Annotated in this window: 22 protein-coding genes, 2 tRNA genes, 2 rRNA genes and 1 pseudogene; all 27 read right to left on the minus strand. The window is 39.4% G+C overall.

From position 1 onward, the window contains the following. A 23S ribosomal RNA gene (locus FN031_RS08615) occupies positions 1-2,854 on the minus strand; the annotation flags it as partial. A 125-nt stretch (positions 2,855-2,979) separates the two neighbouring features. Further along, positions 2,980-3,052, minus strand: a tRNA-Ala gene (locus FN031_RS08620). Between the two features lie 50 nt (positions 3,053-3,102). Next, positions 3,103-4,648: ribosomal RNA gene (locus tag FN031_RS08625) — 16S ribosomal RNA — on the minus strand. A 222-nt stretch (positions 4,649-4,870) separates the two neighbouring features. Next, positions 4,871-4,942 (minus strand) — tRNA-Glu (locus tag FN031_RS08635). Between the two features lie 198 nt (positions 4,943-5,140). Continuing rightward, entirely contained in the window at positions 5,141-5,677 is a 537-nt protein-coding gene (nusG, locus tag FN031_RS08640) for a transcription termination/antitermination protein NusG (protein ID WP_075566067.1), read from the minus strand. A gap of 29 nt (positions 5,678-5,706) precedes the next feature. Beyond that, on the minus strand, positions 5,707-5,883 hold the full coding sequence (gene secE, locus FN031_RS08645) for a preprotein translocase subunit SecE (protein WP_075566065.1): 177 nt from the start codon (positions 5,881-5,883) through the stop codon (positions 5,707-5,709). A gap of 9 nt (positions 5,884-5,892) precedes the next feature. After that, the gene (rpmG, locus tag FN031_RS08650; protein WP_075566063.1) at positions 5,893-6,045 is read right to left on the minus strand and encodes a 50S ribosomal protein L33; all 153 of its coding nucleotides are present in this window, start codon (positions 6,043-6,045) and stop codon (positions 5,893-5,895) included. A gap of 143 nt (positions 6,046-6,188) precedes the next feature. Then, positions 6,189-6,881 (minus strand): phosphoglycerate mutase, encoded by a 693-nt coding sequence (locus FN031_RS08655; protein WP_142559377.1) that lies wholly within the window; start codon positions 6,879-6,881, stop codon positions 6,189-6,191. 169 nt (positions 6,882-7,050) lie between these two features. After that, positions 7,051-7,419, minus strand: a complete 369-nt coding sequence (locus FN031_RS08660) for a hypothetical protein (protein ID WP_075566053.1) — start codon at positions 7,417-7,419, stop codon at positions 7,051-7,053. 113 nt (positions 7,420-7,532) lie between these two features. Continuing rightward, the gene (gene ileS / locus FN031_RS08665) at positions 7,533-10,325 is read right to left on the minus strand and encodes an isoleucine--tRNA ligase (RefSeq protein WP_142559379.1); all 2,793 of its coding nucleotides are present in this window, start codon (positions 10,323-10,325) and stop codon (positions 7,533-7,535) included. Positions 10,326-10,577: 252 nt separating this feature from the next. Next, entirely contained in the window at positions 10,578-11,354 is a 777-nt protein-coding gene (locus FN031_RS08670; RefSeq protein WP_075566049.1) for a DivIVA domain-containing protein, read from the minus strand. 16 nt (positions 11,355-11,370) lie between these two features. Next, on the minus strand, positions 11,371-11,625 hold the full coding sequence (locus FN031_RS08675; RefSeq protein WP_142559381.1) for a DivIVA domain-containing protein: 255 nt from the start codon (positions 11,623-11,625) through the stop codon (positions 11,371-11,373). Positions 11,626-11,633: 8 nt separating this feature from the next. Further along, positions 11,634-12,419, minus strand: coding sequence for a YlmH family RNA-binding protein (locus tag FN031_RS08680; protein WP_142559383.1), 786 nt, complete (start codon positions 12,417-12,419; stop codon positions 11,634-11,636). After that, positions 12,416-12,676 (minus strand): YggT family protein, encoded by a 261-nt coding sequence (locus tag FN031_RS08685; protein WP_142559385.1) that lies wholly within the window; start codon positions 12,674-12,676, stop codon positions 12,416-12,418. Before FN031_RS08685 ends, FN031_RS08680 begins: the two co-directional genes overlap by 4 nt. After that, entirely contained in the window at positions 12,676-13,218 is a 543-nt protein-coding gene (locus tag FN031_RS08690; RefSeq protein WP_075566040.1) for a cell division protein SepF, read from the minus strand. Before FN031_RS08690 ends, FN031_RS08685 begins: the two co-directional genes overlap by 1 nt. Positions 13,219-13,227: 9 nt before the next feature. Then, on the minus strand, positions 13,228-13,899 hold the full coding sequence (locus FN031_RS08695) for a YggS family pyridoxal phosphate-dependent enzyme (protein WP_142559387.1): 672 nt from the start codon (positions 13,897-13,899) through the stop codon (positions 13,228-13,230). Positions 13,900-13,904: 5 nt separating this feature from the next. Beyond that, a complete protein-coding gene (gene ftsZ / locus FN031_RS08700; RefSeq protein ID WP_142559389.1) occupies positions 13,905-15,158 on the minus strand; it encodes a cell division protein FtsZ in 1,254 nt (417 codons plus the stop codon). Between the two features lie 17 nt (positions 15,159-15,175). Beyond that, entirely contained in the window at positions 15,176-15,355 is a 180-nt protein-coding gene (locus tag FN031_RS09220) for a hypothetical protein (RefSeq protein ID WP_398575115.1), read from the minus strand. Continuing rightward, positions 15,346-16,537, minus strand: a pseudogene (gene ftsA, locus FN031_RS08705) (cell division protein FtsA); the annotation flags it as partial. The gene FN031_RS09220 and the pseudogene ftsA, both read right to left, overlap by 10 nt. A gap of 391 nt (positions 16,538-16,928) precedes the next feature. After that, on the minus strand, positions 16,929-17,984 hold the full coding sequence (locus FN031_RS08710; RefSeq protein ID WP_142559393.1) for a sugar transferase: 1,056 nt from the start codon (positions 17,982-17,984) through the stop codon (positions 16,929-16,931). Positions 17,985-17,999: 15 nt separating this feature from the next. Beyond that, a complete protein-coding gene (gene glf, locus FN031_RS08715; RefSeq protein WP_142559395.1) occupies positions 18,000-19,097 on the minus strand; it encodes a UDP-galactopyranose mutase in 1,098 nt (365 codons plus the stop codon). A 129-nt stretch (positions 19,098-19,226) separates the two neighbouring features. Continuing rightward, on the minus strand, positions 19,227-20,375 hold the full coding sequence (locus FN031_RS08720) for a polysaccharide polymerase (protein ID WP_142559398.1): 1,149 nt from the start codon (positions 20,373-20,375) through the stop codon (positions 19,227-19,229). A 218-nt stretch (positions 20,376-20,593) separates the two neighbouring features. After that, positions 20,594-22,009 carry a flippase gene (locus FN031_RS08725; protein ID WP_142559399.1) on the minus strand — a complete coding sequence of 472 codons (1,416 nt, stop codon included), beginning with the start codon at positions 22,007-22,009 and terminating at the stop codon, positions 20,594-20,596. A 6-nt stretch (positions 22,010-22,015) separates the two neighbouring features. Next, positions 22,016-22,981 (minus strand): glycosyltransferase family 2 protein, encoded by a 966-nt coding sequence (locus FN031_RS08730; protein ID WP_142559402.1) that lies wholly within the window; start codon positions 22,979-22,981, stop codon positions 22,016-22,018. A 5-nt stretch (positions 22,982-22,986) separates the two neighbouring features. Beyond that, positions 22,987-24,075, minus strand: coding sequence for a non-hydrolyzing UDP-N-acetylglucosamine 2-epimerase (wecB, locus tag FN031_RS08735; protein ID WP_142559404.1), 1,089 nt, complete (start codon positions 24,073-24,075; stop codon positions 22,987-22,989). Then, positions 24,072-25,157 (minus strand): glycosyltransferase family 4 protein, encoded by a 1,086-nt coding sequence (locus tag FN031_RS08740; protein WP_142559406.1) that lies wholly within the window; start codon positions 25,155-25,157, stop codon positions 24,072-24,074. Before FN031_RS08740 ends, wecB begins: the two co-directional genes overlap by 4 nt. After that, positions 25,132-25,854 (minus strand): WecB/TagA/CpsF family glycosyltransferase, encoded by a 723-nt coding sequence (locus tag FN031_RS08745; RefSeq protein WP_142559445.1) that lies wholly within the window; start codon positions 25,852-25,854, stop codon positions 25,132-25,134. The genes FN031_RS08740 and FN031_RS08745 overlap by 26 nt, the downstream gene beginning before the upstream one ends. Positions 25,855-25,863 lie beyond the last annotated feature (9 nt).

The following is a 25,863-nucleotide window of genomic DNA, read 5'->3' on the forward strand; positions in this document are numbered from 1 at the left end:
CCACACTTCCACTTCTAACCTATCTACCTGATCATCTCTCAGGGCTCTTACTGATATAAAATCATGGGAAATCTCATCTTGAGGTGGGTTTCACACTTAGATGCTTTCAGCGTTTATCCCTTCCCTACATAGCTACCCAGCGATGCCTTTGGCAAGACAACTGGTACACCAGCGGTAAGTCCACTCTGGTCCTCTCGTACTAGGAGCAGATCCTCTCAAATTTCCTACGCCCGCGACGGATAGGGACCGAACTGTCTCACGACGTTCTGAACCCAGCTCGCGTGCCGCTTTAATGGGCGAACAGCCCAACCCTTGGGACCGACTACAGCCCCAGGATGCGACGAGCCGACATCGAGGTGCCAAACCTCCCCGTCGATGTGAACTCTTGGGGGAGATAAGCCTGTTATCCCCAGGGTAGCTTTTATCCGTTGAGCGATGGCCCTTCCATACGGAACCACCGGATCACTAAGCCCGACTTTCGTCCCTGCTCGAGTTGTAGCTCTCGCAGTCAAGCTCCCTTATACCTTTACACTCTGCGAATGATTTCCAACCATTCTGAGGGAACCTTTGGGCGCCTCCGTTACCTTTTAGGAGGCGACCGCCCCAGTCAAACTGCCCGTCAGACACTGTCTCCGATAGGGATCACCTATCCGGGTTAGAGTGGCCATAACACAAGGGTAGTATCCCAACATCGTCTCCTTCGAAACTGGCGTCCCGATCTCATAGACTCCTACCTATCCTGTACATGTGGTACAGACACTCAATATCAAACTGCAGTAAAGCTCCATGGGGTCTTTCCGTCCTGTCGCGGGTAACCTGCATCTTCACAGGTACTAAAATTTCACCGAGTCTCTCGTTGAGACAGTGCCCAAATCATTACGCCTTTCGTGCGGGTCGGAACTTACCCGACAAGGAATTTCGCTACCTTAGGACCGTTATAGTTACGGCCGCCGTTTACTGGGGCTTCAATTCATACCTTCGCTTGCGCTAAGCACTCCTCTTAACCTTCCAGCACCGGGCAGGCGTCACCCCCTATACATCATCTTACGATTTAGCAGAGAGCTGTGTTTTTGATAAACAGTTGCTTGGGCCTATTCACTGCGGCTGACGTAAAGTCAGCACCCCTTCTCCCGAAGTTACGGGGTCATTTTGCCGAGTTCCTTAACGAGAGTTCTCTCGCTCACCTGAGGCTACTCGCCTCGACTACCTGTGTCGGTTTGCGGTACGGGTAGAGTATGTTTAACGCTAGAAGCTTTTCTTGGCAGTGTGACGTCACTAACTTCGCTACTAAACTTCGCTCCCCATCACAGCTCAATGTTATAGAATAAAGCATTTAACTCAATTCACACCTCACTGCTTAGACAGACTCTTCCAATCGTCTGCTTTAGTTAGCCTACTGCGTCCCTCCATCACTACATACTCTAGTACAGGAATATCAACCTGTTGTCCATCGGATACACCTTTCGGTCTCTCCTTAGGTCCCGACTAACCCAGGGCGGACGAGCCTTCCCCTGGAAACCTTAGTCTTACGGTGGACAGGATTCTCACCTGTCTTTCGCTACTCATACCGGCATTCTCACTTCTATGCGTTCCAGCACTCCTCACGGTATACCTTCTTCACACATAGAACGCTCTCCTACCATACCTATAAAGGTATCCACAGCTTCGGTAAATTGTTTTAGCCCCGGTACATTTTCGGCGCAGGGTCACTCGACTAGTGAGCTATTACGCACTCTTTGAATGAATAGCTGCTTCTAAGCTAACATCCTAGTTGTCTGTGCAACCCCACATCCTTTTCCACTTAACAATTATTTTGGGACCTTAGCTGGTGGTCTGGGCTGTTTCCCTTTCGACTACGGATCTTAGCACTCGCAGTCTGACTGCCGACCATAATTCATTGGCATTCGGAGTTTATCTGAGATTGGTAATCCGGGATGGACCCCTCACCCAAACAGTGCTCTACCTCCAAGAATCTCTATGTCGACGCTAGCCCTAAAGCTATTTCGGAGAGAACCAGCTATCTCCAAGTTCGTTTGGAATTTCTCCGCTACCCACAAGTCATCCAAGCACTTTTCAACGTGCCCTGGTTCGGTCCTCCAGTGCGTCTTACCGCACCTTCAACCTGCTCATGGGTAGGTCACATGGTTTCGGGTCTACGACATAATACTAAAGCGCCCTATTCAGACTCGGTTTCCCTACGGCTCCGTCTCTTCAACTTAACCTCGCATCATATCGTAACTCGCCGGTTCATTCTACAAAAGGCACGCTCTCACCCATTAACGGGCTCGAACTTGTTGTAGGCACACGGTTTCAGGTTCTATTTCACTCCCCTCCCGGGGTGCTTTTCACCTTTCCCTCACGGTACTGGTTCACTATCGGTCACTAGGGAGTATTTAGGGTTGGGAGATGGTCCTCCCAGATTCCGACGAGATTTCACGTGTCTCGCCGTACTCAGGATACTGCTAGGTACAAAGACTATTTTAAATACGAGGCTATCACTCTCTTTGGCTGATCTTCCCAAATCATTCTTCTATAGTCTTTGAGTCCACTTTGCAGTCCTACAACCCCGAAGAGTAAACTCTTCGGTTTGCCCTCCTGCCGTTTCGCTCGCCGCTACTAAGGCAATCGCTTTTGCTTTCTCTTCCTGCAGCTACTTAGATGTTTCAGTTCACTGCGTCTTCCTCCTCATATCCTTAACAGATATGGGTAACAGGNATTACCTGTTGGGTTCCCCCATTCGGAAATCCCTGGATCATCGCTTACTTACAGCTACCCAAGGCATATCGTCGTTTGTCACGTCCTTCTTCGGCTCCTAGTGCCAAGGCATCCACCGTGCGCCCTTATTAACTTAACCTTATTTTTTGACCTTTCAGTCATAAACTCTTTATTAATACTACAGCGTTTTCGGTTTATTTTCTTGTTACTATTTGATATAGATATTCAATTTTCAATGTGCATGACTTGGTGATCTCTCACCAATGGAGCCTAGCGGGATCGAACCGCTGACCTCCTGCGTGCAAAGCAGGCGCTCTCCCAGCTGAGCTAAGGCCCCACAAGACCTCTCAAGACTAAACAAGACCAATGTGCATTCCTTATCCTTAGAAAGGAGGTGATCCAGCCGCACCTTCCGATACGGCTACCTTGTTACGACTTCACCCCAATCATCTATCCCACCTTAGGCGGCTGGCTCCAAATGGTTACCTCACCGACTTCGGGTGTTACAAACTCTCGTGGTGTGACGGGCGGTGTGTACAAGGCCCGGGAACGTATTCACCGCGGCGTGCTGATCCGCGATTACTAGCGATTCCGACTTCATGTAGGCGAGTTGCAGCCTACAATCCGAACTGAGATTGGCTTTAAGAGATTAGCTTGCCGTCACCGGCTTGCGACTCGTTGTACCAACCATTGTAGCACGTGTGTAGCCCAGGTCATAAGGGGCATGATGATTTGACGTCATCCCCACCTTCCTCCGGTTTATTACCGGCAGTCTCGCTAGAGTGCCCAACTGAATGATGGCAACTAACAATAGGGGTTGCGCTCGTTGCGGGACTTAACCCAACATCTCACGACACGAGCTGACGACAACCATGCACCACCTGTCACCTCTGTCCCGAAGGAAAACTCTATCTCTAGAGCGGTCAGAGGGATGTCAAGACCTGGTAAGGTTCTTCGCGTTGCTTCGAATTAAACCACATGCTCCACCGCTTGTGCGGGCCCCCGTCAATTCCTTTGAGTTTCAACCTTGCGGTCGTACTCCCCAGGCGGAGTGCTTAATGCGTTAGCTACGGCACTAAACCCCGGAAAGGGTCTAACACCTAGCACTCATCGTTTACGGCGTGGACTACCAGGGTATCTAATCCTGTTTGCTCCCCACGCTTTCGAGCCTCAGCGTCAGTTACAAGCCAGAGAGCCGCTTTCGCCACCGGTGTTCCTCCATATATCTACGCATTTCACCGCTACACATGGAATTCCACTCTCCCCTCTTGCACTCAAGTTAAACAGTTTCCAAAGCGTACTATGGTTAAGCCACAGCCTTTAACTTCAGACTTATCTAACCGCCTGCGCTCGCTTTACGCCCAATAAATCCGGACAACGCTCGGGACCTACGTATTACCGCGGCTGCTGGCACGTAGTTAGCCGTCCCTTTCTGGTAAGATACCGTCACAGTGTGAACTTTCCACTCTCACACTCGTTCTTCTCTTACAACAGAGCTTTACGATCCGAAAACCTTCTTCACTCACGCGGCGTTGCTCGGTCAGACTTCCGTCCATTGCCGAAGATTCCCTACTGCTGCCTCCCGTAGGAGTCTGGGCCGTGTCTCAGTCCCAGTGTGGCCGATCACCCTCTCAGGTCGGCTATGTATCGTCGCCTTGGTGAGCCGTTACCTCACCAACTAGCTAATACAACGCAGGTCCATCTGGTAGTGGTGCAATTGCACCTTTTAATTGACTATCATGCAATAATCAATATTATGCGGTATTAGCTATCGTTTCCAATAGTTATCCCCCGCTACCAGGCAGGTTACCTACGCGTTACTCACCCGTTCGCAACTCATCCAGAGAAGCAAGCTCCTCCTTCAGCGTTCTACTTGCATGTATTAGGCACGCCGCCAGCGTTCGTCCTGAGCCAGGATCAAACTCTCATTAAAAGTTTGAGTTCTCACTCATTTCTGTCACTGACAGATTTATTGTTTTTTTCATTGTTCAGTACTACAACATCAGTTGTAGTGCCCTGCACATTGGTTCGTCTTGTTCAGTTTTCAAAGGTCTTTGTCTCTCGTTCTTATCGAGCGACAACTATATTAGTATATCACAGCNTCCTTGTCAATAGCTTTTTCAAACTTTTTTCAACTTCTACTGCAACATACTCATAGTCCGTACGGGATTCGAACCCGTGTTACCGCCGTGAAAAGGCGGTGTCTTAACCCCTTGACCAACGGACCTAGAGCTTTTCAACTCTTTCTATTATACCTACTTTTTCTGCCTTGTCAACAGATTTAACTAAATTTTTTAAATTTTTTATGTTAGGGTTAGTTCTTTAGTTAAAACAATCTAGTTCCATTGTATTACATATTTCAGACAGCTTTTATGATGTGGCTGATTGAAATATGAACTAATTATTCTGCATACTAATAATGAAATTACAAGACTGCAATTTGATTTAAATTTACTTCAGCAATTGTATCATTACCAAACATTGAAATAATCATTTTCACTTTGTTGTTATCAATTTCAGTGATTTTACCAGTGTAATCTGTAAATGCACCATCAATAATGCGCACTGTTTGACCAACTTCAACATCGATATCAAATTCTTGGACCGTTTGTCCCATTGAAATTAGAATATCACGAATTTCTTGTTCCAAAAGCGGAGTTGGTTTAGATCTATTTCCGTGTGAGCCTACAAATCCAGTAACATTTGGAGTGTTACGAACAACAAACCATGCTTCATCTGTCATTACCATCTCAACAAGAACATATCCTGGAAAGCGGTTCTCTTCAACTTCTTTTTTCTTTCCATTCTTTTCAATTTGAACTGTTTGAGTTGGGATTTCAACGCGCAAAATATTTTCTAGCATATTATAGGTTTGCGCACGTTGTAAAAGATTTTCTTTTACTTTATTTTCATATCCAGAATAAGTTTGTAGAACAAACCATCCTTTGTCAAAAGAATCCATTATATTTCCTTTCTTAACTATGTTTCAATTTAGAAAATATTGATGAAGCGAATCAAGCCATTAACAATCAATTGGTCAAAAATATAAATTATGATTACAAAAAAGGCTGTATATTCAATAATTGATTTAAAATCTAACCAACTTTCTTTGCGGGTTGGCCAAGTTGTTTCTTTAAGAAGTGTAAAAATATCCTTAATAAAACTCATTCTATTCTCCTATCTCGTTTCTTTATGTATAGTGTACTTGCCACAATGTTTACAAAATTTATTTACTTCTAAGCGTGTTGGTTTTGGAGTTCCACTAATTTTGATTGAATAATTCCTTGAACCACAAACCTCACAGGCTAGACTTGCTTTTTTTAGTGCCATAGTGCCTCCATCCTAACTATTATAACAAGAAAGATGGCCTTTGACAAGTTAAATAGCATCATACATTGTTTTTTAACCTTTTGAGAATATTATATATAAAAAAACCTAGAAAATATCCTAGGCTTGAATCTGCTTAACTTAGCTTATTTACCAAGATAGTATTCAGCAACTACATTTAATTTTTCGTCAAACTCAAATACCAATGGTGGGAAGTTAGGAATTTCCACATCCATGATTTCGTCATCTGACAAACCTTTGATGTGTTTTACAAGAGCACGAATAGAGTTACCGTGTGCTCCTACGAATACATTCTTACCGTCTTTAAGTGCTGGAGCGATTTTATCTTCCCAGAATGGAAGGGCACGTTCCAAAGTCACTTTCAAGTTTTCAGCATCTGGAATCACTGAGTCATCAAGTGAAGCGTAACGACGGTCAGTGTGTGCTGAATGCTCATCATCGCGATCCATTGCTGGAGGCAATACATCGTATGAACGACGCCAGATGTGAACTTGCTCATCACCAAATTGTTCAGCAGCTTCAGCTTTGTTTTTACCAGTCAAACCACCGTAGTGACGTTCGTTCAAGCGCCATGATTTTTCAACTGGAACCCACAATTGGTCAGATGCTTCAAGAGCCAAGTTAGTTGTTTTGATCGCACGTTTCAATACTGAAGTGTAAGCTTGGTCAAATTCAATACCTGCTTCTTTGATCAATTTACCAGCGTCGATCGCTTGTTGTGTACCTTTTTCAGACAAATCAACATCAGCCCAACCAGTGAAAAGGTTAGCTTTGTTCCATTCAGACTCACCGTGGCGAGCAAAAACCAATTTTACCATTAGATGGATCTCCTTTTTATTCTCCGAGGTTTCCCCCGTTTATCTATTTTATTCTACTAGATTTTTTATGAAAAATCCAGTCTGGACAGTGAAAGAGTGTAATTTTTCACAAAATTGTTTTCAAGTATTAAAAAAAGAAGGAACCATTCAGTCCTTCTTTTATGTAAATCTATTCTTGTATTTGAAATTGTTTTAAACTTGATAGGTAAAGTGCAGCACCAATAATAATGACAATACCGCCAATCCATCCTAAAAATGGAATCAATGACACCACTGCTCCTACGATAAACAAAATAGATGGTGCAAGCGTAATACGTTTGTCATCTTTATAATAGATGAGAGTTAGAATACCTAAAATCAGTATTGCAATTTTTACCAAAGCAAAGGCGATAAACATCATTCCGACAATGACAGCAGCTGCATCTTCATCTTCAGATATACCAGCAATCATCACAATCACAAAAGGTAAAATTGCCAAAATAATACCCGTGATCAAGCCAATAATCCCATCGATTTGAGCTAGAGTTTTTGTTTTCATAAAAGTCTCCTTTTCAATTGAATAAATATTATTATACCATAATTTTACTGCACTTTTAGGATTTTTTAAAGAGAATTGAAAAAATACAGGAAGGACCTGTATTTTTTATAGACTTATTTAGATTCAAAACCTTCTGCAACGGCTTGGGCGAAGTTTTCTTCGACGATGATTGCACAGTGATCACAGATGGTTGCATTATAGCTACGTTCTGCTGTACTTGGATCGATACGACGGCAACGATCACAAACTTCACCAGCCGCACGCTCAACTGTAAAGGCTACATCTTCAAAGCTAACTGAACCTTCTGGAGCTGAACCTTCTGCAATGGTCAATTTTGATACGATCAAGAGTTGGGCTACATTGCTATCAACAGCTCCAAGAAGAGTTTTAACCACTTCATTTGGATAAACTGTCAAGTGAGCTTCAAGTGATTTTCCGATTACCTTTGCATTACGAGCTTCTTCCAAGGCTTTTTGAGCTTGTCCACGGAAGTCCATAAAGGCTGCCCATGTATCCAAGATTTCCTCTTGGTTGGCAAATGTTTGTGCTTCAGGTAATTCTGATAATTGAACAAAGTCTTCTGTTTCAAACTCGAGATATGACCAGATTTCTTCAGCAGTGTGTGGAAGAATTGGTGTCAAGAGTTTAGTGATTTTGACAAGGATGTCATAGAAGACTGTTTGCATTTGACGGCGTTCAAGAGATTTCGCACCTTTGATGTAGACAACATCTTTGGCAAAATCAAGGTAGAAGGCTGATAGATCAACATTGATAAAGTTAACCAAAGCCTTATAAATCGTCAAGAATTCGAAGTTTGCATAAGCGTCACGAATAGTCTTAACAAGTTGGTTAAAGCGGATGGTCATGTACTTATCAACAGAACGAAGTTCTTCGTAAGCGACTGCATCCTCAGCTGGGTTAAAGTCAGATGTGTTAGCAATCAAGAAACGAAGGGTGTTACGGATCTTACGGTATGTTTCAGAGACTTGGCTCAAGATATCCATAGAGATACGTACGTCGTTACTTGAGTCTACACTAGTTACCCAGAGACGCAAGATTTCTGCACCAAATTGTTTTTCAACGTCGCTTGGAGCAATCGTATTTCCAAGAGATTTAGACATCTTCTCACCTTTACCATCAAGGGCAAAACCTTGTGACAAGATTTGTTTGTATGGTGCTACACCGTGGTTAGCCACAGAAGTGATAAGAGATGAGTTGAACCAACCACGATACTGATCTGAACCTTCTAGATAGAGGTCAGCTGGATATTTAAGCTCAGGACGATTTACCACAACTCCATTCCATGATGAACCAGAGTCGAACCATACATCCATGATGTCTGTTTCTTTCTTGAACTCACCATTTGGTGAACCTGAATGGGTAAATCCTTCTGGCAAGAGGTCTTTGGCATCACGTTCCCACCAGATGATGGAACCATGTTCTTCAAAGAGTTGGGCTACATGCTCGATGGTTTCAGCTGTCATGATTGGTGTTCCGTCTTCTGCATAGAAGATTGGAAGTGGCACACCCCAAGCACGTTGACGAGAGATGACCCAGTCACCACGGTCACGAATCATGTTGTAAAGACGGACTTTACCCCATTCTGAATGAAACTTGACTTTTTCAATTTCGTCCAAGATTTCTTGGCGGAATTTAGATACAGAGGCAAACCATTGTGGCACGGCACGCCAGATTATTGGTTTTTTCGTACGCCAGTCAAATGGGTAGGAGTGAGAGATTTCTTCTTGAGCAAGAAGAAGGTTTCCAAGTTTTTCAATAACTGTTGGCACAACCTTATCATAGAATTGACCTTCAAACTCAGGACCAGCATTGGCCATCATGATCCCGCGTTCGTTAACAGTTACAGCAACTTCAAGCCCATTGGCAACACCGACATTGTAGTCATCCTCACCAAAACCAGGAGCTGTATGGACGATACCAGTACCAGAATCTGTTGTAACGTGGTCTCCAAGGATAACCAGTTCATCTACTGCTGTATCCCATGGGTGCTCTGTCACAATTTGGTTCAATTCTGAACCACGGTAAGTAGCCAAAACTTGAACATCCGCCCAACCAAATTTTTCTGACAAGCTATTTAACAATTCTGAAGCTACCACAAACTTACGAGTTTCACCCGCAGGTTGAACTACAACATAGTCAATATCAGCTCCAACAGTTAAACCACGAGAAGCCGTGATGGTGAATGGAGTTGTTGTCCAAACGACGATGTAAGTATCTGTATCAAGGACACCTTTACCATCTTTTACCTTGTTGGCATAGTAAAGGGACGTAGAAACCAAGTCATGGTATTCGATTTCCGCTTCAGCAAGAGCTGACTCAGATGACCAAGACCAGTAAACAGGCTTCGCACCACGGTAGATATAACCCTTGTTAGCCATCTCTCCGAAGACACGGATTTCCGCTGCTTCATAGTCAGGAGTCAAGGTTACATATGGATTTTCCCAGTCACCTGAAACACCCAAGCGCTTAAAATCTTCGCGTTGTTTATCTACTTGAGAAAGGGCATAGTCACGACAAAGTTTCAAGTACTCAACCAAGTCCATCTCTTTGCGTTTAACACCTTGTTTTGCCAAAACTTGCTCGATTGGCAAACCATGAGTATCCCAACCTGGAATGTATGGTGCGTAGAATCCTGACATCGATTTTGAACGAACAATGATATCTTTAGAAATCTTGTTCATGGCATGTCCAACGTGAATATTCCCGTTAGCATACGGAGGTCCATCATGCAGAGTGAAATGAGGTTTCCCTTCATTTAATTCCTGACGACGTTGGTAGAGTTTAGCTTCGTCCCACTCTTTTTGCCAAAGAGGTTCTTTGGTTGGAAGGCCAGCACGCATTGGGAATTCTGTTTTCCCAAGATTTAAAGTTTCTTTGAGTTTCATTGTATCTCCTTTATATATAGACAAATTAAAAACCACGATTCGCAAAAAGGACGAAAATCGTGGTACCACCTTTATTCGGAAAAAGACTCAGTCCTTTTCCCTCTTTTCCCGTAACGTGGGCAACGTCAAATCTTACTCATTTCAGATTTGATCCTAAGAGAGGATAAATTTACCAACAGGGATTATAGGACTCACACCATCTCCTACTCGCTTAAAATGTGATCGATAAATTCTTGTTCTCTAATGAGATTCTTATAAAATTTGAACAGACTCTTTTTGAGCTTCATGATCTGAATCAGAATGAGATTCAACAGCAGGATCAAGCTCTCCTTCAACAGATTCTTTTGCTTCTGATTCTAGTAATTCTTTATTTGCAGCTTCAATACGTGCTTGAAGTTCCGCCACCTCTTCTGGGGAGAATTGACGAGTCATGTCAATCGGCTCTTCTTCCTGGTAAGAAGATACATCTTCACCTAAAACCTCTTCGACTACTTCCTTGAAGGCTTCGTCACTAGTTTGCAAATATGTTGCAGTCGGACGCAAAATTTCTTCCCAATCTGATGAATCAACAATAGCTAATTGACTTTCGATTGTTGATTTCAAGCGTTGGTGGAAGACACGACTCTTGTTCTTCAACTCTTCTGTTTCAACAGCAACCTTCTTAGCATTATCTGTAGCCTGACGCAAGATTTCATTTGCTTTGTATTTAGCTTCATCTAACAGACGTTGTGCATCTTGCTCTGCTTGACGAACAATATTGTTTGATCGCTCATTTGCGGCCTGTTTTACACGCTCAGCTGTATCTTGAGCAATCAGAACAGATTGGCTCAATGAATCTTTAATCTCATCAAAATACGACAAACGTTCTTCTAAGTTTTTAATGTGTTGATCTTTTTCATGATTGCTTCGTACAAGTGCTTCATAATCACGAACAACAATATCTAAGAATTCATCAACTTCATCGCGATTAAATCCTCTAAACTGCAATCCGAAGGTTTTATCCTTAATTTCTAATGATGTAATTGGCATAATTTTCCTCACTTATTTAATAAAAAATAGAATCATTAATTGCTTCTGGTTCTTGGTCGTTTGTTACTGTTCTCTTAGGAATATCATTCGTATAAAAGGAAAGACGTTCTTCTAATTTTTTGACATAGATTTCAGTTTCATCCTTGTAGCGGACTAATTCTTCATAGTCAAAATAAATCTTATCTAAAAATTCGTCCACTTCTTCCTTATTATAACCTCTGAATTTAATCGAGAAAGCTTTATCAATAATTTCTTGTGGTCTAATTGACATATTTTTTCTCACTTACTTAATAGTAACTGCACTGTTAATTTTATCTTATCTTTTTTTGTCTGACCATTTTCACGAAGAATAGTGATTCTACCAAAACGTCTGACACTCACTAAATCACCAAGTTTAAGTTGGAAATCCGTTTTTTCAACTTCATGATAATTTACTTGAACAAGTTTCTTATCAATGAGAGCAGTGGCTTGCGAACGAGAAAGTTTCAAAACATTGGATAAAAAAGCATCCAGGCGCATGCTCGGAACCAACACATCCTTTTCCTGGTAGTTTTCTCTTGGAACAACCTTCTCTGAAAAAGAACGCTCTTCTAAGGAAACTGGGATTTTTGAAACTTTTTGTATGCCGTCCTCAAATAGATTTTTAAAATTTTGATTCACAACGATTTGCGCTCTTTGATCAGTTACTAAAATATCACCGAATAATTTACGCTCAATGCCTAAACGATTAAGTACTGTTCCTAAAATTTTAGCATGTGTTAATTGTGAAAATTTATTTGGATAAACAAACTCTAACAAGCTCATTTCAAAATCTGAAAGAGTGGGGATAAAATAATCTGGAGCAAGAATAACCCTTGCATATTCAGAAGGAACAAAATCCTCACTACTATAGACCTGAATACCTGTATTGCCACCTAATGTCTTCAGAATGAAAACTTGATGCGGATTTAAAAAATAAGTTAAAACAGGAGCATAATGCTCTTCTACCTGGTTTATCCATTCCAATCCTTTATCAATGAAGGGAATGTCTTCAACTGCAAAATGTTGGTAAATATCCTTGCTCATATCATCAATAGAAAATTAATTAGGTAACTACTGATGTAACGGAGCAAAATAACTGCAATCCATACAGTAAAATCAAGTCCAGCAAATTGTAGGGGAAGGCGTCTCAATGGTTGAAGAATTGGTTTCGTTAAAGTTTCTAAAAAGCGCCCTAGCTGTGTGTTGTAAGCATTGGGAAACCATGATAATAGAGCAAAAGCTACAAGTATCAGTGAATAGATATCTGTAGCATTTTGTATAAATCGAGCAATTAGAAACATTATCGCACTCTATTTCTTTTCATATCAAAGTCATATTCTTCAGTTTGAGAATCCTCTGGCAAACGAATATCTTCAATATTAACCACGACACCAACTGGAGTTAAAAGATACATTGTATTTGCAACTTTTCTTAGTTCGCCAGCTAGAACATGACGGGCTCCGTCCAAATAATCTAAACAACGACGAGCTTGAACTTCAGTCATATATTGGAAATCAATTAAAATACTTTCATTTCCTGCCAACAAGTCAACAATGTCTGTTGCATCTTCATATCGACGAGGATAACGGACATCAATTGTTACTTTTTCAGTACTACGATGACTTTCAATTGCTAACTCTTGTTGACGTGCATGAAGACGTCTAATATTTTTTTCCTTAGTTTCAGACTCTGAAGAAACTTGAGTTTGTTGTGGCAATTCCTTTCTTGGTGGAACTGTTGACAATGATCGCTCTGATGACGACGTTACTACTTCATCAGAAAAATTTTCTCCATCTTCTGTAAAATAATCTAGAAATCTATCAAATTTTTCTTTTAGTGACATGGTTTTTTCCTACTTAAAAAATGATGTGCCTATACGAACAAAAGTTGAACCAAATTGAATTGCTTCTTTATAATCACGACTCATTCCCATACTTAGTTCTGACATTGGCATATTGGGGATTAGTTTTTGTTGAACTTCTTTTTGTAACTCTTGTGTTTCTCTAAAAATTGAATGTAACTCTTCAGTTTCAGCTTCAAAAGGAGCCATTGTCATAAGACCAACATATTCAATCTTATCTAACTTTGCTAAATCCGGCAACAGATTCATTAACTCCTCTTTTGAAAAACCATGCTTAGTTTCTTCACCAGAGATATTTACTTGTAAAAAACACTTTATCTTGCGATTTGCACGTTTTTGTATTTCTTCTGCTAGTTTTAAAGAGTCTAAAGCATGAAAATAATCAACGTAGGCAATCACATCCTTGACTTTTCGTCGTTGTAAACTTCCTATTAAATGCCAGGTTATATCCCTATCGCTTAAGTACTGATATTTTTCAAGAAATTTATCAACACGATTTTCGCCTATATGCCTCACCCCTTGATCAATCAATTGTGAAGCAGTTGATGCGTCGACATATTTAGTTACAGCAATGACAGAAACCGAGTCGACTTCACGACCGGCTTCTTGAACTGCTTTTGTAACTTGTTGAAAAACAAGGTTTGTATTCTCTTTTAAATTCATTTGAATTATCTGTTTTTAAAGAATGGTGGAGTTTCCAACTCATCTTCATCAGAAGAAGGGGCTTCAAATCGCTCTACTGGCGATACCAAAGAATCTCCTTGACGAACAATAGTGTCACGTCTTAAATCCCAGTCACCAAATGCAGATGCTTTAGGTGCTTCTGGAGTACGAGAAGTACCAACTGGAACTTCTGGAGTTTCAGTTAAATCGAAGTGACGATCGTAGGTATGAGTACGTCCAGTTTTAACTGGTTCACGATAAGCATTTTGTCTAGGCTTAGGAGCTACAACTTTTTCAACAGAATCCTGACGAACACCAGTTGCTACAACAGTTACTCGAATTTCATCTTTCATTGTTTCATCAATAGATGTTCCAAGCCAAATATTAACACCGTGTCCTGCAGCTTGGTTGACAATTTCTGAAGCTTCTTCTGCTTCTGTCAAGGTCAAGTCCAGACCGCCAGTCACGTTTACGATAACATCCTCTGCACCATCGATTGTAGTTTCAAGGAGTGGAGAGTAGATAGCTTTACGAGCTGCTTCGATAACACGCTCTTCACCACTACCAATACCAATTCCCATAAGAGCATTACCTTTGTTTGCCATCACAGTCTTAACGTCTGCAAAGTCCAAGTTAATCAATCCTGGTCGAGTAATTAAGTCTGTAATCCCTTGTACACCTTGACGAAGAACGTTGTCCGCTTCACTCAAAGCTTCAAGAAGCGGTGTCTTCTTATCAACGATTTCCAATAGGTTGTTATTTGAAATAATCAACAGTGTATCAACATGCTCACGAAGTTCGTTAATACCTTCCACTGCAAATTGGCCACGTTTGCTTCCTTCAAAACCAAATGGACGTGTCACAACACCGACAGTCAAGGCACCAAGGCCTTTAGCGATACGAGCAATAACTGGTGCAGCACCTGTACCAGAACCACCACCCATACCAGCAGTGATAAAGACCATATCAGCTCCACTGATTGCTTCGGTTAGAACTTCTTCGCTCTCTTCGGCAGCTTTACGACCTACCTCAGGTTGACCTCCTGCACCAAGTCCACGAGTTAATTTAGGGCCAAGTTGAATTACAGTTTCAGCTTTTGTACTGCTTAAAGCTTGTACATCTGTGTTAGCTGCAATAAATTCAACACCAGAAACACCTTCTTCAACCATACGGTTGATGGCGTTCCCGCCGCCGCCTCCAACACCGATAACTTTAATTACTGCACCTTGTGCTGCTGCTGTATCAAATGAAAATGTCATATTATTTTTCCTCTACTTTATTCGTCAAACATGCTTCCAATCAAGCTACGGAAACGATCAGTTAATTTCTCTTTCGGTTTTTCTTCCGATTGGTTAAGTGATGCATCTGTCGTGTAGACAGGTTCATTACTATTAGTAGTTGATCCGAATACGCCTTGAGAAGCAGTTGCTTTTGGTTGATTTGATCTAAAGTCAATTGGTTGATGACGTAATGTTTCATCACCTCTAATAGCACGTTGAGCTAGTACATTTACTTCAGTAAGGCTACCAGCGAATTCTGACAAGCTGATTACATGTGCAAACGCAGGGTTACGGATGCCAACTTGGTTTGGAACGTAAAGTTTAACACGTACTCCAAAGACTTCTTGCGCTAACTCAACAATTCCAGGAAGAATAGCATTTCCACCGATTAAGGCAATGCCTCCTGGCAAGTCAAGCAAATGTCTTCTTTCCAAATCTTGTTTAATTTGTTCAAAGACATGTTTCAATCTAGCTGAAATAATTTGCGCTAGGTAGACTTCACTCACTTCTACTGGTTCAACTTCACCGATAACTTCAACTTGGAAAGTTTCTTTACTTGCCAATGGTGGGTATGCCTCACCATAGTTTAGTTTCAAACTTTCAGCAATTTTCTTAGAAGTTTTTAGAACTTTTGAGATATCTTTTGTGACGTATTCTCCACCTTCTTGGTAAACATTAGTGTACTGCAATTCTTGATTACGAATAGTTGCAACACTTGTTTGTCCGCCACCCATATCGATAACAGTAGCTCCAAACTCACGCTCCCCTTCGTTAAGAACTGAGTTAACGATTGCAAGTGGTGAAATAATCACGTTCTCAACTTGAACTCCAACACGTTCTACAGTTTTACGGAGATTGTGAAGAATAGTTCTTGGTCCTGTATAGAGAAGTCCACGCATCTCCAAACGAACACCCATCATACCACGAGGGTCACGAATACCTTGGAAACCGTCCACTACAAATTCTTCTGGCACAAACGTAATCACTTCACGATCAGGTGTCATGCTCTTAGTCAAAGCTGATTTGACAACATTCTCAACATCTTGATCTGTAATTTCTTTTGTATCTGATGTTACAGGGATCATCCCTTGCGTTGGCTCAACTTGCAACAAGTTAGCTGGAAGGCCAACGTTTACAGACTTGATAGAAATTCCTGCTTTTTCTTCTGCTTGAGAAATAGCAGATTTAATAGCTGTCGCTGCAGCCTCGATATCAACGATGATTCCATCCTTGACACCCTTACTTTTTGCGTTACTAACGCCGATTACATTTACTTCACCATCAACAAGCTCTGCAACTAACACTTTAATAGAGCTCGTTCCAATATCTAAGCCTGTAAAAAAACCATTTCTAGTCATTACACTGCGTCCTCTCTATCTTCCAAGTTTCACACTTTGTTTTTTAACAGCTACAAGAAGGCATAGCTATTCACAGAATATTATATCATAAAAAATATATTCGTGCTTAATTTTTTATGATTTTATAGCATGTTTTTGAAGAAAAATAGGTAAAAAATTCTTAAAATTAAACTTTATTATAAAACTAAATTTAAAAACATTACTAAAATGTGTCAAATTATTATCAGTTGGATTAAAGTTCGGTTTTTCTAGTTGCTAAGATCCTCTTTTTCGATCTTGTTTTTTACGTAACTTTCAGCTCTTATTTTCGAAATCATTCGTTTTTTAGAAATATATCTTAAGCAACTAATAACTGAACAATAAAAAAAGAAGCTAGGGTTTCTAACTTCTTTTAAAGGCTCAACTGTTTTAATGCAGTACGTAAATAATATCCTTCTCGAATCTCTTTTCCTACACGCTTAGTGTTTTCTAATAGAGTCTGGTAGTCATCTAAAGTTAATTCCTCTATTACTTGCGACAATTCATGTAGTGACTCGACTGCGACACCACACTCTTTCTCTAAAACAAAATGAGAGAGAGCTGACTGCCTCCAGACTACTAAAGGAAAACCAGCAGCTAGGTACAGAGAAGCCTTATGTGAGTTATTGTATCGTAGGTATTCACCAAAAACACCACTACAAGTTTTGGAGCTATCACCATCCCAGACAAGTCCAAATCCACCCTCAAGGGCTACAGGAAGCTCGTCAGGCAGGTAAGAACCAAAGTAAGTTTCATTCTCTAAAGCTTTACTCTCATCAAATCCAACACCATAGAGGTTATAGGCAGGATTTACCGGCAATTTATACAAGTAACCAGCTTTTTCTTGTGCTAGATTACCTGCCACAATGATCGGTTGATCCTTCGATAGTTCTTCTTTTTCCTGAAAATCGGGGATTAGATAGTCAAAAATACCTAGACTGACAATTTTTTGTTCTGAAATGCCCTTATCGACCAGAAATGACTTCATGATCGGATTATGAGCAATTAGGCCATCAGCAATTTTTAAAAGACTTGATTCTTGAAGCTGTACACGAATTTTATGCTTTAAAGGTACTGTATCCAGATTGACATAACGTAAGACTTCTAAATCATGAATAATAAAATAAACCTTGACCCCTCTAGCCTGCAACCTTTTTACTAAATAGGTAGTAAAGAAGCTATGATGGAGCATAGGAAATTGAATTAACAGTTGATCTCCTGATTTTAACCGAGAAAAAGCTTGTGACAAGGCTTGGGCTTTGTGTTGTTGGGCTTTAATCGTACTCATTTTGTACCAGTCTTCAACTGTCAGCAACAAAGGACTAAAACCCTCTTGTTTTACAATTTCCTCAACATCATTTCTGGCCTTATTACCAGCATTCCTTGCTCCAGAGTCTTTTAAAAACTCTTCTTTTAGATAATATTTCATGGATAACTATTTCTCTCAATCAAATTCAGTTGCTACAACTTCCAAAGCACGCTCAATAACCACGTGCATGTCGTAGTATTTATAATCAGCTAGGCGCCCACAGAAGATGACCTTGTCATTTTTGGCTGCTTCTTCTTGATACTTAGCAAACATAGTATTGTTTTTTTCATCATTGATTGGATAGTATGGTTCATCACCGCGCTTCCAATCAGCTGGGTACTCACGAGTGATAACCGTCTTTGGTTGAGTGCCATACTCGAAGTGCTTGTGTTCAATGATACGAGTGTATGGAATCTCACGTTCTGTATAGTTGACCACGGCATTCCCTTGATGGTTTTCCTCATCCAAAACTTCGTGCTCGAATCGAAGGCTACGATATTCCAACTCCCCATGTTTGTAATCAAAGTATTGGTCAATCATTCCTGTGAAGACAATTTTTTCAGCTGATGCTTCTAACTCTTCACGATTAGCAAAAAAATCAACCCCAAGCTCTACTTCTACATCGCCCAACATGTTTTCAATGATGACGTTATAGCCACCGATTGGAATCCCTTGGTAACGGTCATTAAAGTAGTTGTTATCAAAGGTCAAACGCACTGGAAGGCGCTTGATGATAAATGGAGGAAGGTCTGTTGCAGAACGTCCCCATTGCTTTTCTGTATAGCCCTTAATCAATTTTTCATAGATATCCGGACCAATCAACTTGATAGCTTGTTCTTCCAAGTTCTTGGGCTCAATATCTTTCATGTCAGACGTTTGCCGGGCAATCTTATCCTTGACTTCTTGTGGTGTCTTAGTTCCCCACATAGCGTAGAAGGTATTCATATTAAATGGAAGATTGTAAAGACTTCCCTTATAGTTAGCTACTGGTGAATTGATATAGTTATTAAACTCCGCAAACTGATTAACATAATCCCAAACCTTTTTGTTGGAAGTATGGAAAATGTGGGCACCATACTTGTGAACATTGATGTCTTCAACATTTTCACAATAGATATTCCCACCAATGTGATCACGTTTGTCAATCACTTTTACTTTTTTGCCACGTTTTGTAGCTTCGTGTGCAAAGATTGCTCCAGACAAACCTGCACCTACAATTAAATAGTCATACATATTAAATTAAAACTCCGTTAATGAACTTTACATTTTTTATTATTACCGACTCGGGATCAGCAAAAGTTAGTTGTTTTTTAGAAAGGTATCATATCATGTATTAGACCCACCTAAAATCTAGTACTAGAGCTAGGTCTCATTTATTGCAACAATATCATTTGATTCTTTTTTGCTAAAAGTATTTGTTGTAAATAGTAAAAACATGAATATATTATATGTAGGAACAAACCAGAAGGCTTCAATCATACAGTTAAAAGCAATCAATGATAAAATCGCAACTAATAAATATTGACCATCCTTATACTGTTTCCTTGAGGCGACAACATAAATTATTATCAATAGAACTACAGGCACTATTCCATATGTAAATAACATCTGCACATAAGAGGAATCTACATAGTTATACCCTATAACAGATTCTGTTTTTCCACCTGATCCTATAAATTGAACGTTTCTCGTCCCGAATAGATGAACTCCAAATGTATCAAATGCATTCCTACCTAGAGCTAGCCTTCCCGTGATTAATTTGTTTACCGATACCAAAAATGGATTAGACCAAGAAAACTTGTATGACAAATAGGTAACAATTGATGCGAATACAACAGCCGAATAAGGTAGCAAGGCAAATATTTTTAGTTTTTTCCCATTGCTGTAATAAAAATAAATGAAAATAACTGTCGCTAACAAGATTGACAAAGCATTTAAACGTGCATCACAGTATTTTATAATAAAAGCTGATAGCAAGACACCAAATAGAGATCTGGTCCATATAAATTTATCTTTTAAAAGATAAGAAATTGCTAAAAATAGATAGAAGCAATGTGATGCAAAGTCCGTAGGATAAATAAACCCAAACGAATTTCGAATAACACCCGCACGATTATATTGCAGGTTAGGAACCATGCCAACAAGCGATAAAAGAAAGACTCCAACCACGAGAATACCAGCTACAATTACATAGTTCCTCAAAACTACTTTCATATCCACATTAACCAAGAGAACTAGTAGCATCGAATAGACAAGAAAATTAAGCCTATTCGTTTGAAAGTACACTAAAACCCCCGAAAGCAACAATAGAATAGAAAGTATTAGATATTTGTATGAGACTCGCATTTTATACAAAAAACGAAGCCCTAAAAGCAAGACAACTAAAAATAGAAAATTTACTTTGACTTGAAAAAAAGTCCTATCCAGCATCGTAGTTGATATGGTATTAAAAAACACCACTACAGATACAACAATGCTGACTAGTAGGTTTTCAAATTTAATTTTTATCATATTTTTTGAAAAAGAATCATACAGGGTGAATTATAAGAAAAAGAAATATGGAATTGAATGAAAAAAAATAATATTCCTTTAATCTTCTAGTTCACTTATACTCTTCTATCCTCCCTTTCCTAACTATTTAATCAACCAAAGCGAATTTAATCTATACAAGAGTTTATTTTACAATAAGACTATAAGCTACTGAAATTTCTTATTTATTCCATGCAATTTCACTTATTCGATAATTGCTGTTTCAACTCTTTTGGACTAATTACCTTTAAGAATAGTATTTGAGAAATGTAAAGCACCGCTCCTGTTGCAGCAAATACCATAACATTTATAACCGGCGTAATATTCACTGTAGTTTTTACAACGAATAGTACACTGTACATGAGAGCTGATGCTCCTATAATTTTAACTGTCGAAGCAAGAAGAGGCACTTCCTTTAAATAGTTTCTTGTAAAATACAGTTGAATAGCCCATACTAAGGCTTCTGTTAATACAGAAACAATGGCTGCTCCGATATAACCTAATTTAGGTAGTAGTAATAAATTTAAACCGACACTCACAATAGCTGGAATAGTTGTCGAAATCATAAATTCTTTATTTTTATTATGTGGAATCAAAATTTGAATACCCATAATATTTGTCCAGCCGATAAAGAACATTCTAAAAATCATAATTGCTATCGCATACTTAGCATCTTGGAAATCCTGTCCTAAGAAAAACTGCACAAAATCATCATTAACAATTAACATTCCTGCTATTATAGGAAAAATGACTAAATTGTATATTAAGAAAGACATCTGATGCATTTTGTTTACAGCCTTGTGATCTCCAGTTGATAGGAGATTAGCAACACGAGGAAGCATCACACTTCCTAACGAAGTCACCAGTGTAAGCAAAATATTGACCAATTTTAAGGCTTGATCATAAATTCCGACGTCTTTAGCTGAGGCTAACGCCCCTAGCATAGTACGATCCAAAGTAACATATAGCGATATAGCTATTTGTGGCAAAAACAAGAGAATAACTGGTTTTAAGTGTTGTTTAGCATAGGACCAATCAAAATGTGGCTTCCCGATAAATTCTCTAGCTGGCCACCACATACTAAACTGCCCCAATAATTCAAATATTGTTAGCAAAAACACATAAAGATATAAATCATTTGCTGATTTTACAAATAAGAAGATTGAGATGACACCGACCAGTTTAACAGTGATATTTCGAACAGTTATCTTACGAAAGTCTTCCAAACCTTGGAAGAGCCAGGAGATATCCATCCCTTTAGATACCAGACTCAAGCCCAAAATATATGCGACGGGATTTTGCATAAATGATAAGGAAAGACACAAGAGAATGTATAAACATATCGACAGAACGGTCGCACCAAACTGCAAAGTGTAGATTCCCCAAAAGTTTTTTCGGATATCTTTACGGTGGCCTGAAATTTCTTTTGTACCATAATTGGCCACACCCAATGTTGCCAATAAAATAAAGTAAGTAACAATTGAATTGAAATAACCATAAGTACCTAAATCAGTTGAACTAAATACCCTGGTCACATAAGGTGTGGTAATAATAGGAAGAATTATGACTAGTAGTTGGTAAGAGAGATTATATGCATAATTTTTTAAAACCTTCATTCTTACCTAACCCATCTTCTCTCTGATTTTTTCATACAATTTTGGTGAAATCAAGAGCATCAAGTACTTCAATTTATTTTTCCCTGTTATATTTGGATTAGGAATGATATCGTTGAAGTATCTAGTGTATTCTTTTCTAATCTTGTTAATTTCCCCATACATACCTGAACTGAGCATAGCATGTACAACATGTAGACCATTAAAAACGTAGCGGACATTTAAAGCTCTTCTCATTTCCTTATCATTAGGATAATCTCGTTCGATATAACTTCTATTCCATTCCATAGCCTTGTAAAAATTCAAGAGCCGTTCACTGTACTTCGAATTAACAGTACTTCCCATGCGTCGATAGTATTTATAAACACTTCTATACCCAACCGCAATTTCAGTACAGTAATGAATATGCTCATAAGCCATCGCCAAATCTTCGTATATCATTCCCTCTGGATAAGGATACTGAAGTAAAATCTCTTTCTTGTAAAGTTTACCACCTGGATGTGTTCCGACACTATTTCCGTAAAACATACGAACAAGGCCTGTATAACGATCTAATTTCTCACTATTTTCAAGAGAAATGTCGTCAGTATTCAATTCTGTTTGATAATTTCGTGCTTCAACAATTGACGTGACGACTAAATCGACTGCGTATTTATCTCTCAAAGCAACTAAATACTCGACGGCTTTCAAATCGTAATAATCATCAGAATCTAAAAACATAATCCAATCAGAAGATGATGCTTGGACTCCAATATTTCTGGCACGAGATTGTCCTCCATTATCAATATGAAGTACTTTAATACGCTCATCTTCCTGAGCATATTGGTCACAAATTTCTCCTGAAGAATCTGTAGAACCATCGTCTACCAGTATAATTTCTATATTTTTATACGTCTGTTGTCTTAGACTGTCCACACAATAGCTTAAGCAATCTTCGACATTGTATACTGGTACAATAATAGAAACCTTATCCATTATCCCTATCCTTCCAAAATAATATCGACGATTCTTTCACAAGCTTTTCCATCTCCGTATGGGTTGCTCGCCTTGCTCATCTTGTTGTATTCTGCTTCATCTATCAAAAGCAGTTTAAAATTCGTATAAATATTTTCTTCTTCGGTTCCTACCAATTTCAAAGTTCCTGCTACAATCCCTTCAGGACGTTCTGTGGTATCACGCATGACTAAAACAGGCTTCCCTAAGGATGGAGCTTCTTCTTGAACTCCACCAGAATCTGTCAAAATCATGTAGCTTTGGTTCATGAAATTATGGAAATCAATAACTTCTAAAGGTTCAATGATTTTCATGCGTTCATTATCCCCAAAGACTTTACTTGCCAATTCACGAACTTTAGGGTTTTTATGAATCGGGTAAACAACTTTTACATCTTCAAATTCATTTAAAATACGCTTAACAGCATTAAACATATTTTCCATTGGTTGCCCAAGATTTTCACGTCTGTGAGCTGTCAACATAATCAACTTACTATCCTTAGCCCACTCTAAAATCGGGTGATTGTAATCATCCTGAACAGTTGTCTTTAAAGCATCAATAACCGTATTACCTGTTACAAAAATATTCTCTCTTCCCTCTTTTAGAAGATTGTCTTTAGCCACTTCTGTTGGCGCAAAATGATAATCTGCAATGATAGAAGTTGTCTGACGATTGAACTCCTCAGGGAATGGACTTTGAAGATTGTAGGTTCTTAAACCTGCTTCCACGTGTCCAACTTTAATCCCCATATAAAAGGCTGCCAAGGCCGTTGCGAAAGTTGTTGTCGTATCTCCGTGAACAAGCACAATATCTGGTTGTTCTTGTTCAAGCACTGCTTGAATTTTGTCTAGAATACTGGTCGTGATTGAAAATAGGGTTTGATTTGTCTTCATAATCCCCAAATCATAATCAGGATCGACCTTAAAGACATCCAAAACTTGCTCAAGCATCTCCTTATGTTGTCCAGTCACGCAGACTATTGTCTTAATGGAGTCATTTTTCTTCAACTCATTTACTAAAGGACACATTTTGATTGCTTCTGGGCGCGTCCCAAAAACCAACATGACTTTTTTCATTTTGATTCTCCCTTTAGTTCTCTATACAATGCCCTATAGTTCTCCAAAAATAAAGGATAACTAAATTTGTTTTCATAGTCTTTTTTTGCTTGGATAGCAAGTTTCTGCCTTAATGTTGCATCTGTAGCTAATTTATCAATAGCAGATGCCAGAGCAACTGGATCTTTTGCTGGGACTAGAATCCCATTTTCTTTTGTAACAACTTCGTTAATTCCTGGAATATCTGAAGCTACCATGGTTTTAGCATTCATAAAGGCTTCAATTACATTTAAAGCTAGCCCCTCAAATAGAGACGATGATACTAAGAAATCAAAACTATTAATACATTCAGCAATATCCTTGCGATATCCTAAAAAAGTTACCGAATCTTGAAGATGTAGTTCTTTAACCTTATTCTCAAGTTCATTTCTAAGCTCACCATCACCAACGATAAACAATCGAATATCCTTAACAGTCAGTAAAGACATAGCATCCAGGAGATAAGTCAAGCCCTTTTGTTCAGATAACCTAGCAATACAGCCAAGTTTAATTCCACCATAACTGATAATCTCATCGACCTGGTCATCCGTTTCTTTTAAAACAACTCCATTATAAATAACCCTGCTATCAGTAATACCTACGTCTTCTTTTAGGTTTTTATTTACTGCCTCTCCTACTGCTACACTTTTGGCATTTGTTAAAGCAAATCTATATAGAGGTAATTTATCCTTAAAGACATTATGGGCTGTATAAACGTGTATCAATTTTGGATGAACAAGTTTTAATAAACGGATATAAAAAGCAGCCATCCGATGATGAGTGTGCACTATAGTAATATCATTCTTTTTGATTATTTGACGGATGCTAGTTAGAAGCTTTAATACTGTCAGTGGACTTTTGCTATCAATATCTAAAATTTTGTGATGTTGGATTCCTTTAGCAGAAAGTTCGCTCTCCCAAAGTCCGCCAGTGGATGCGACATGAACACTGTCAAACCCATCTTTCAAATCTGAACTCAACTGGAAAACAATTCTCTCCGCCCCACCGATATCCATGGTACGCGAAATATGTAAAATATTATTTTTTCGATTTTCGTTTTTCATCTAAAACTCGCTTAATAAAAGTGGCATTCCCTACAAAATATCGTTTAAAGAGACGTCTAGGTTCATTTGCCACTCGGAACAGCCACTCAAGATGCGCATGTTGCATCCATAAAGGAGCTCGTTTAATATGACCAGATAAAACGTCAAAGCTACCTCCAACTCCCATAAAGACAGAGTTTACTCCATTGTCCATAAACTTCTGGATCAAGTACTCCTTTTTAGGAGAGGTAATGCCAACAAAGACAAAGTCAGGATTCTTCTCACGAATATCTTCTTGAATAGCCTCCTCCTCTTCTGCAGAGAAATAGCCATTGCGATGACCCACTACTCGGAGATTCGGATAATCCTTTTTAAAGATGGTCAGCATATCGTTCAAGACTTTCTCTTTTGCGCCGAAAAAGTAGACAGAGTAGCCTTTTTCATTGGCCAAGTGAAGCAATTCCTGCATCAAATCAATGCCTGCCACGCGCTCTGGCACAGAATAACCCAAATAGCGCGCAGCAAGAACAACTGAAGCCCCATCTGCATTAATGATTTCAGAATCGTTAACAATCTTTTTAATAGATTCATCTGTTTGACATTGATTAATTTTGTCTGCATTCACTCCCATTAAGTGGAGTGGACGTTGATCAAGAACAAATTTTTCAACAGTTTGGACAGTTTCGTCCATTGTTAAGGGGTCAATTCTGACCCCCATTAAATCAAA

This window comes from Streptococcus mitis, assembly GCF_902159415.1.
Lineage (GTDB): Bacteria > Bacillota > Bacilli > Lactobacillales > Streptococcaceae > Streptococcus > Streptococcus mitis_BG.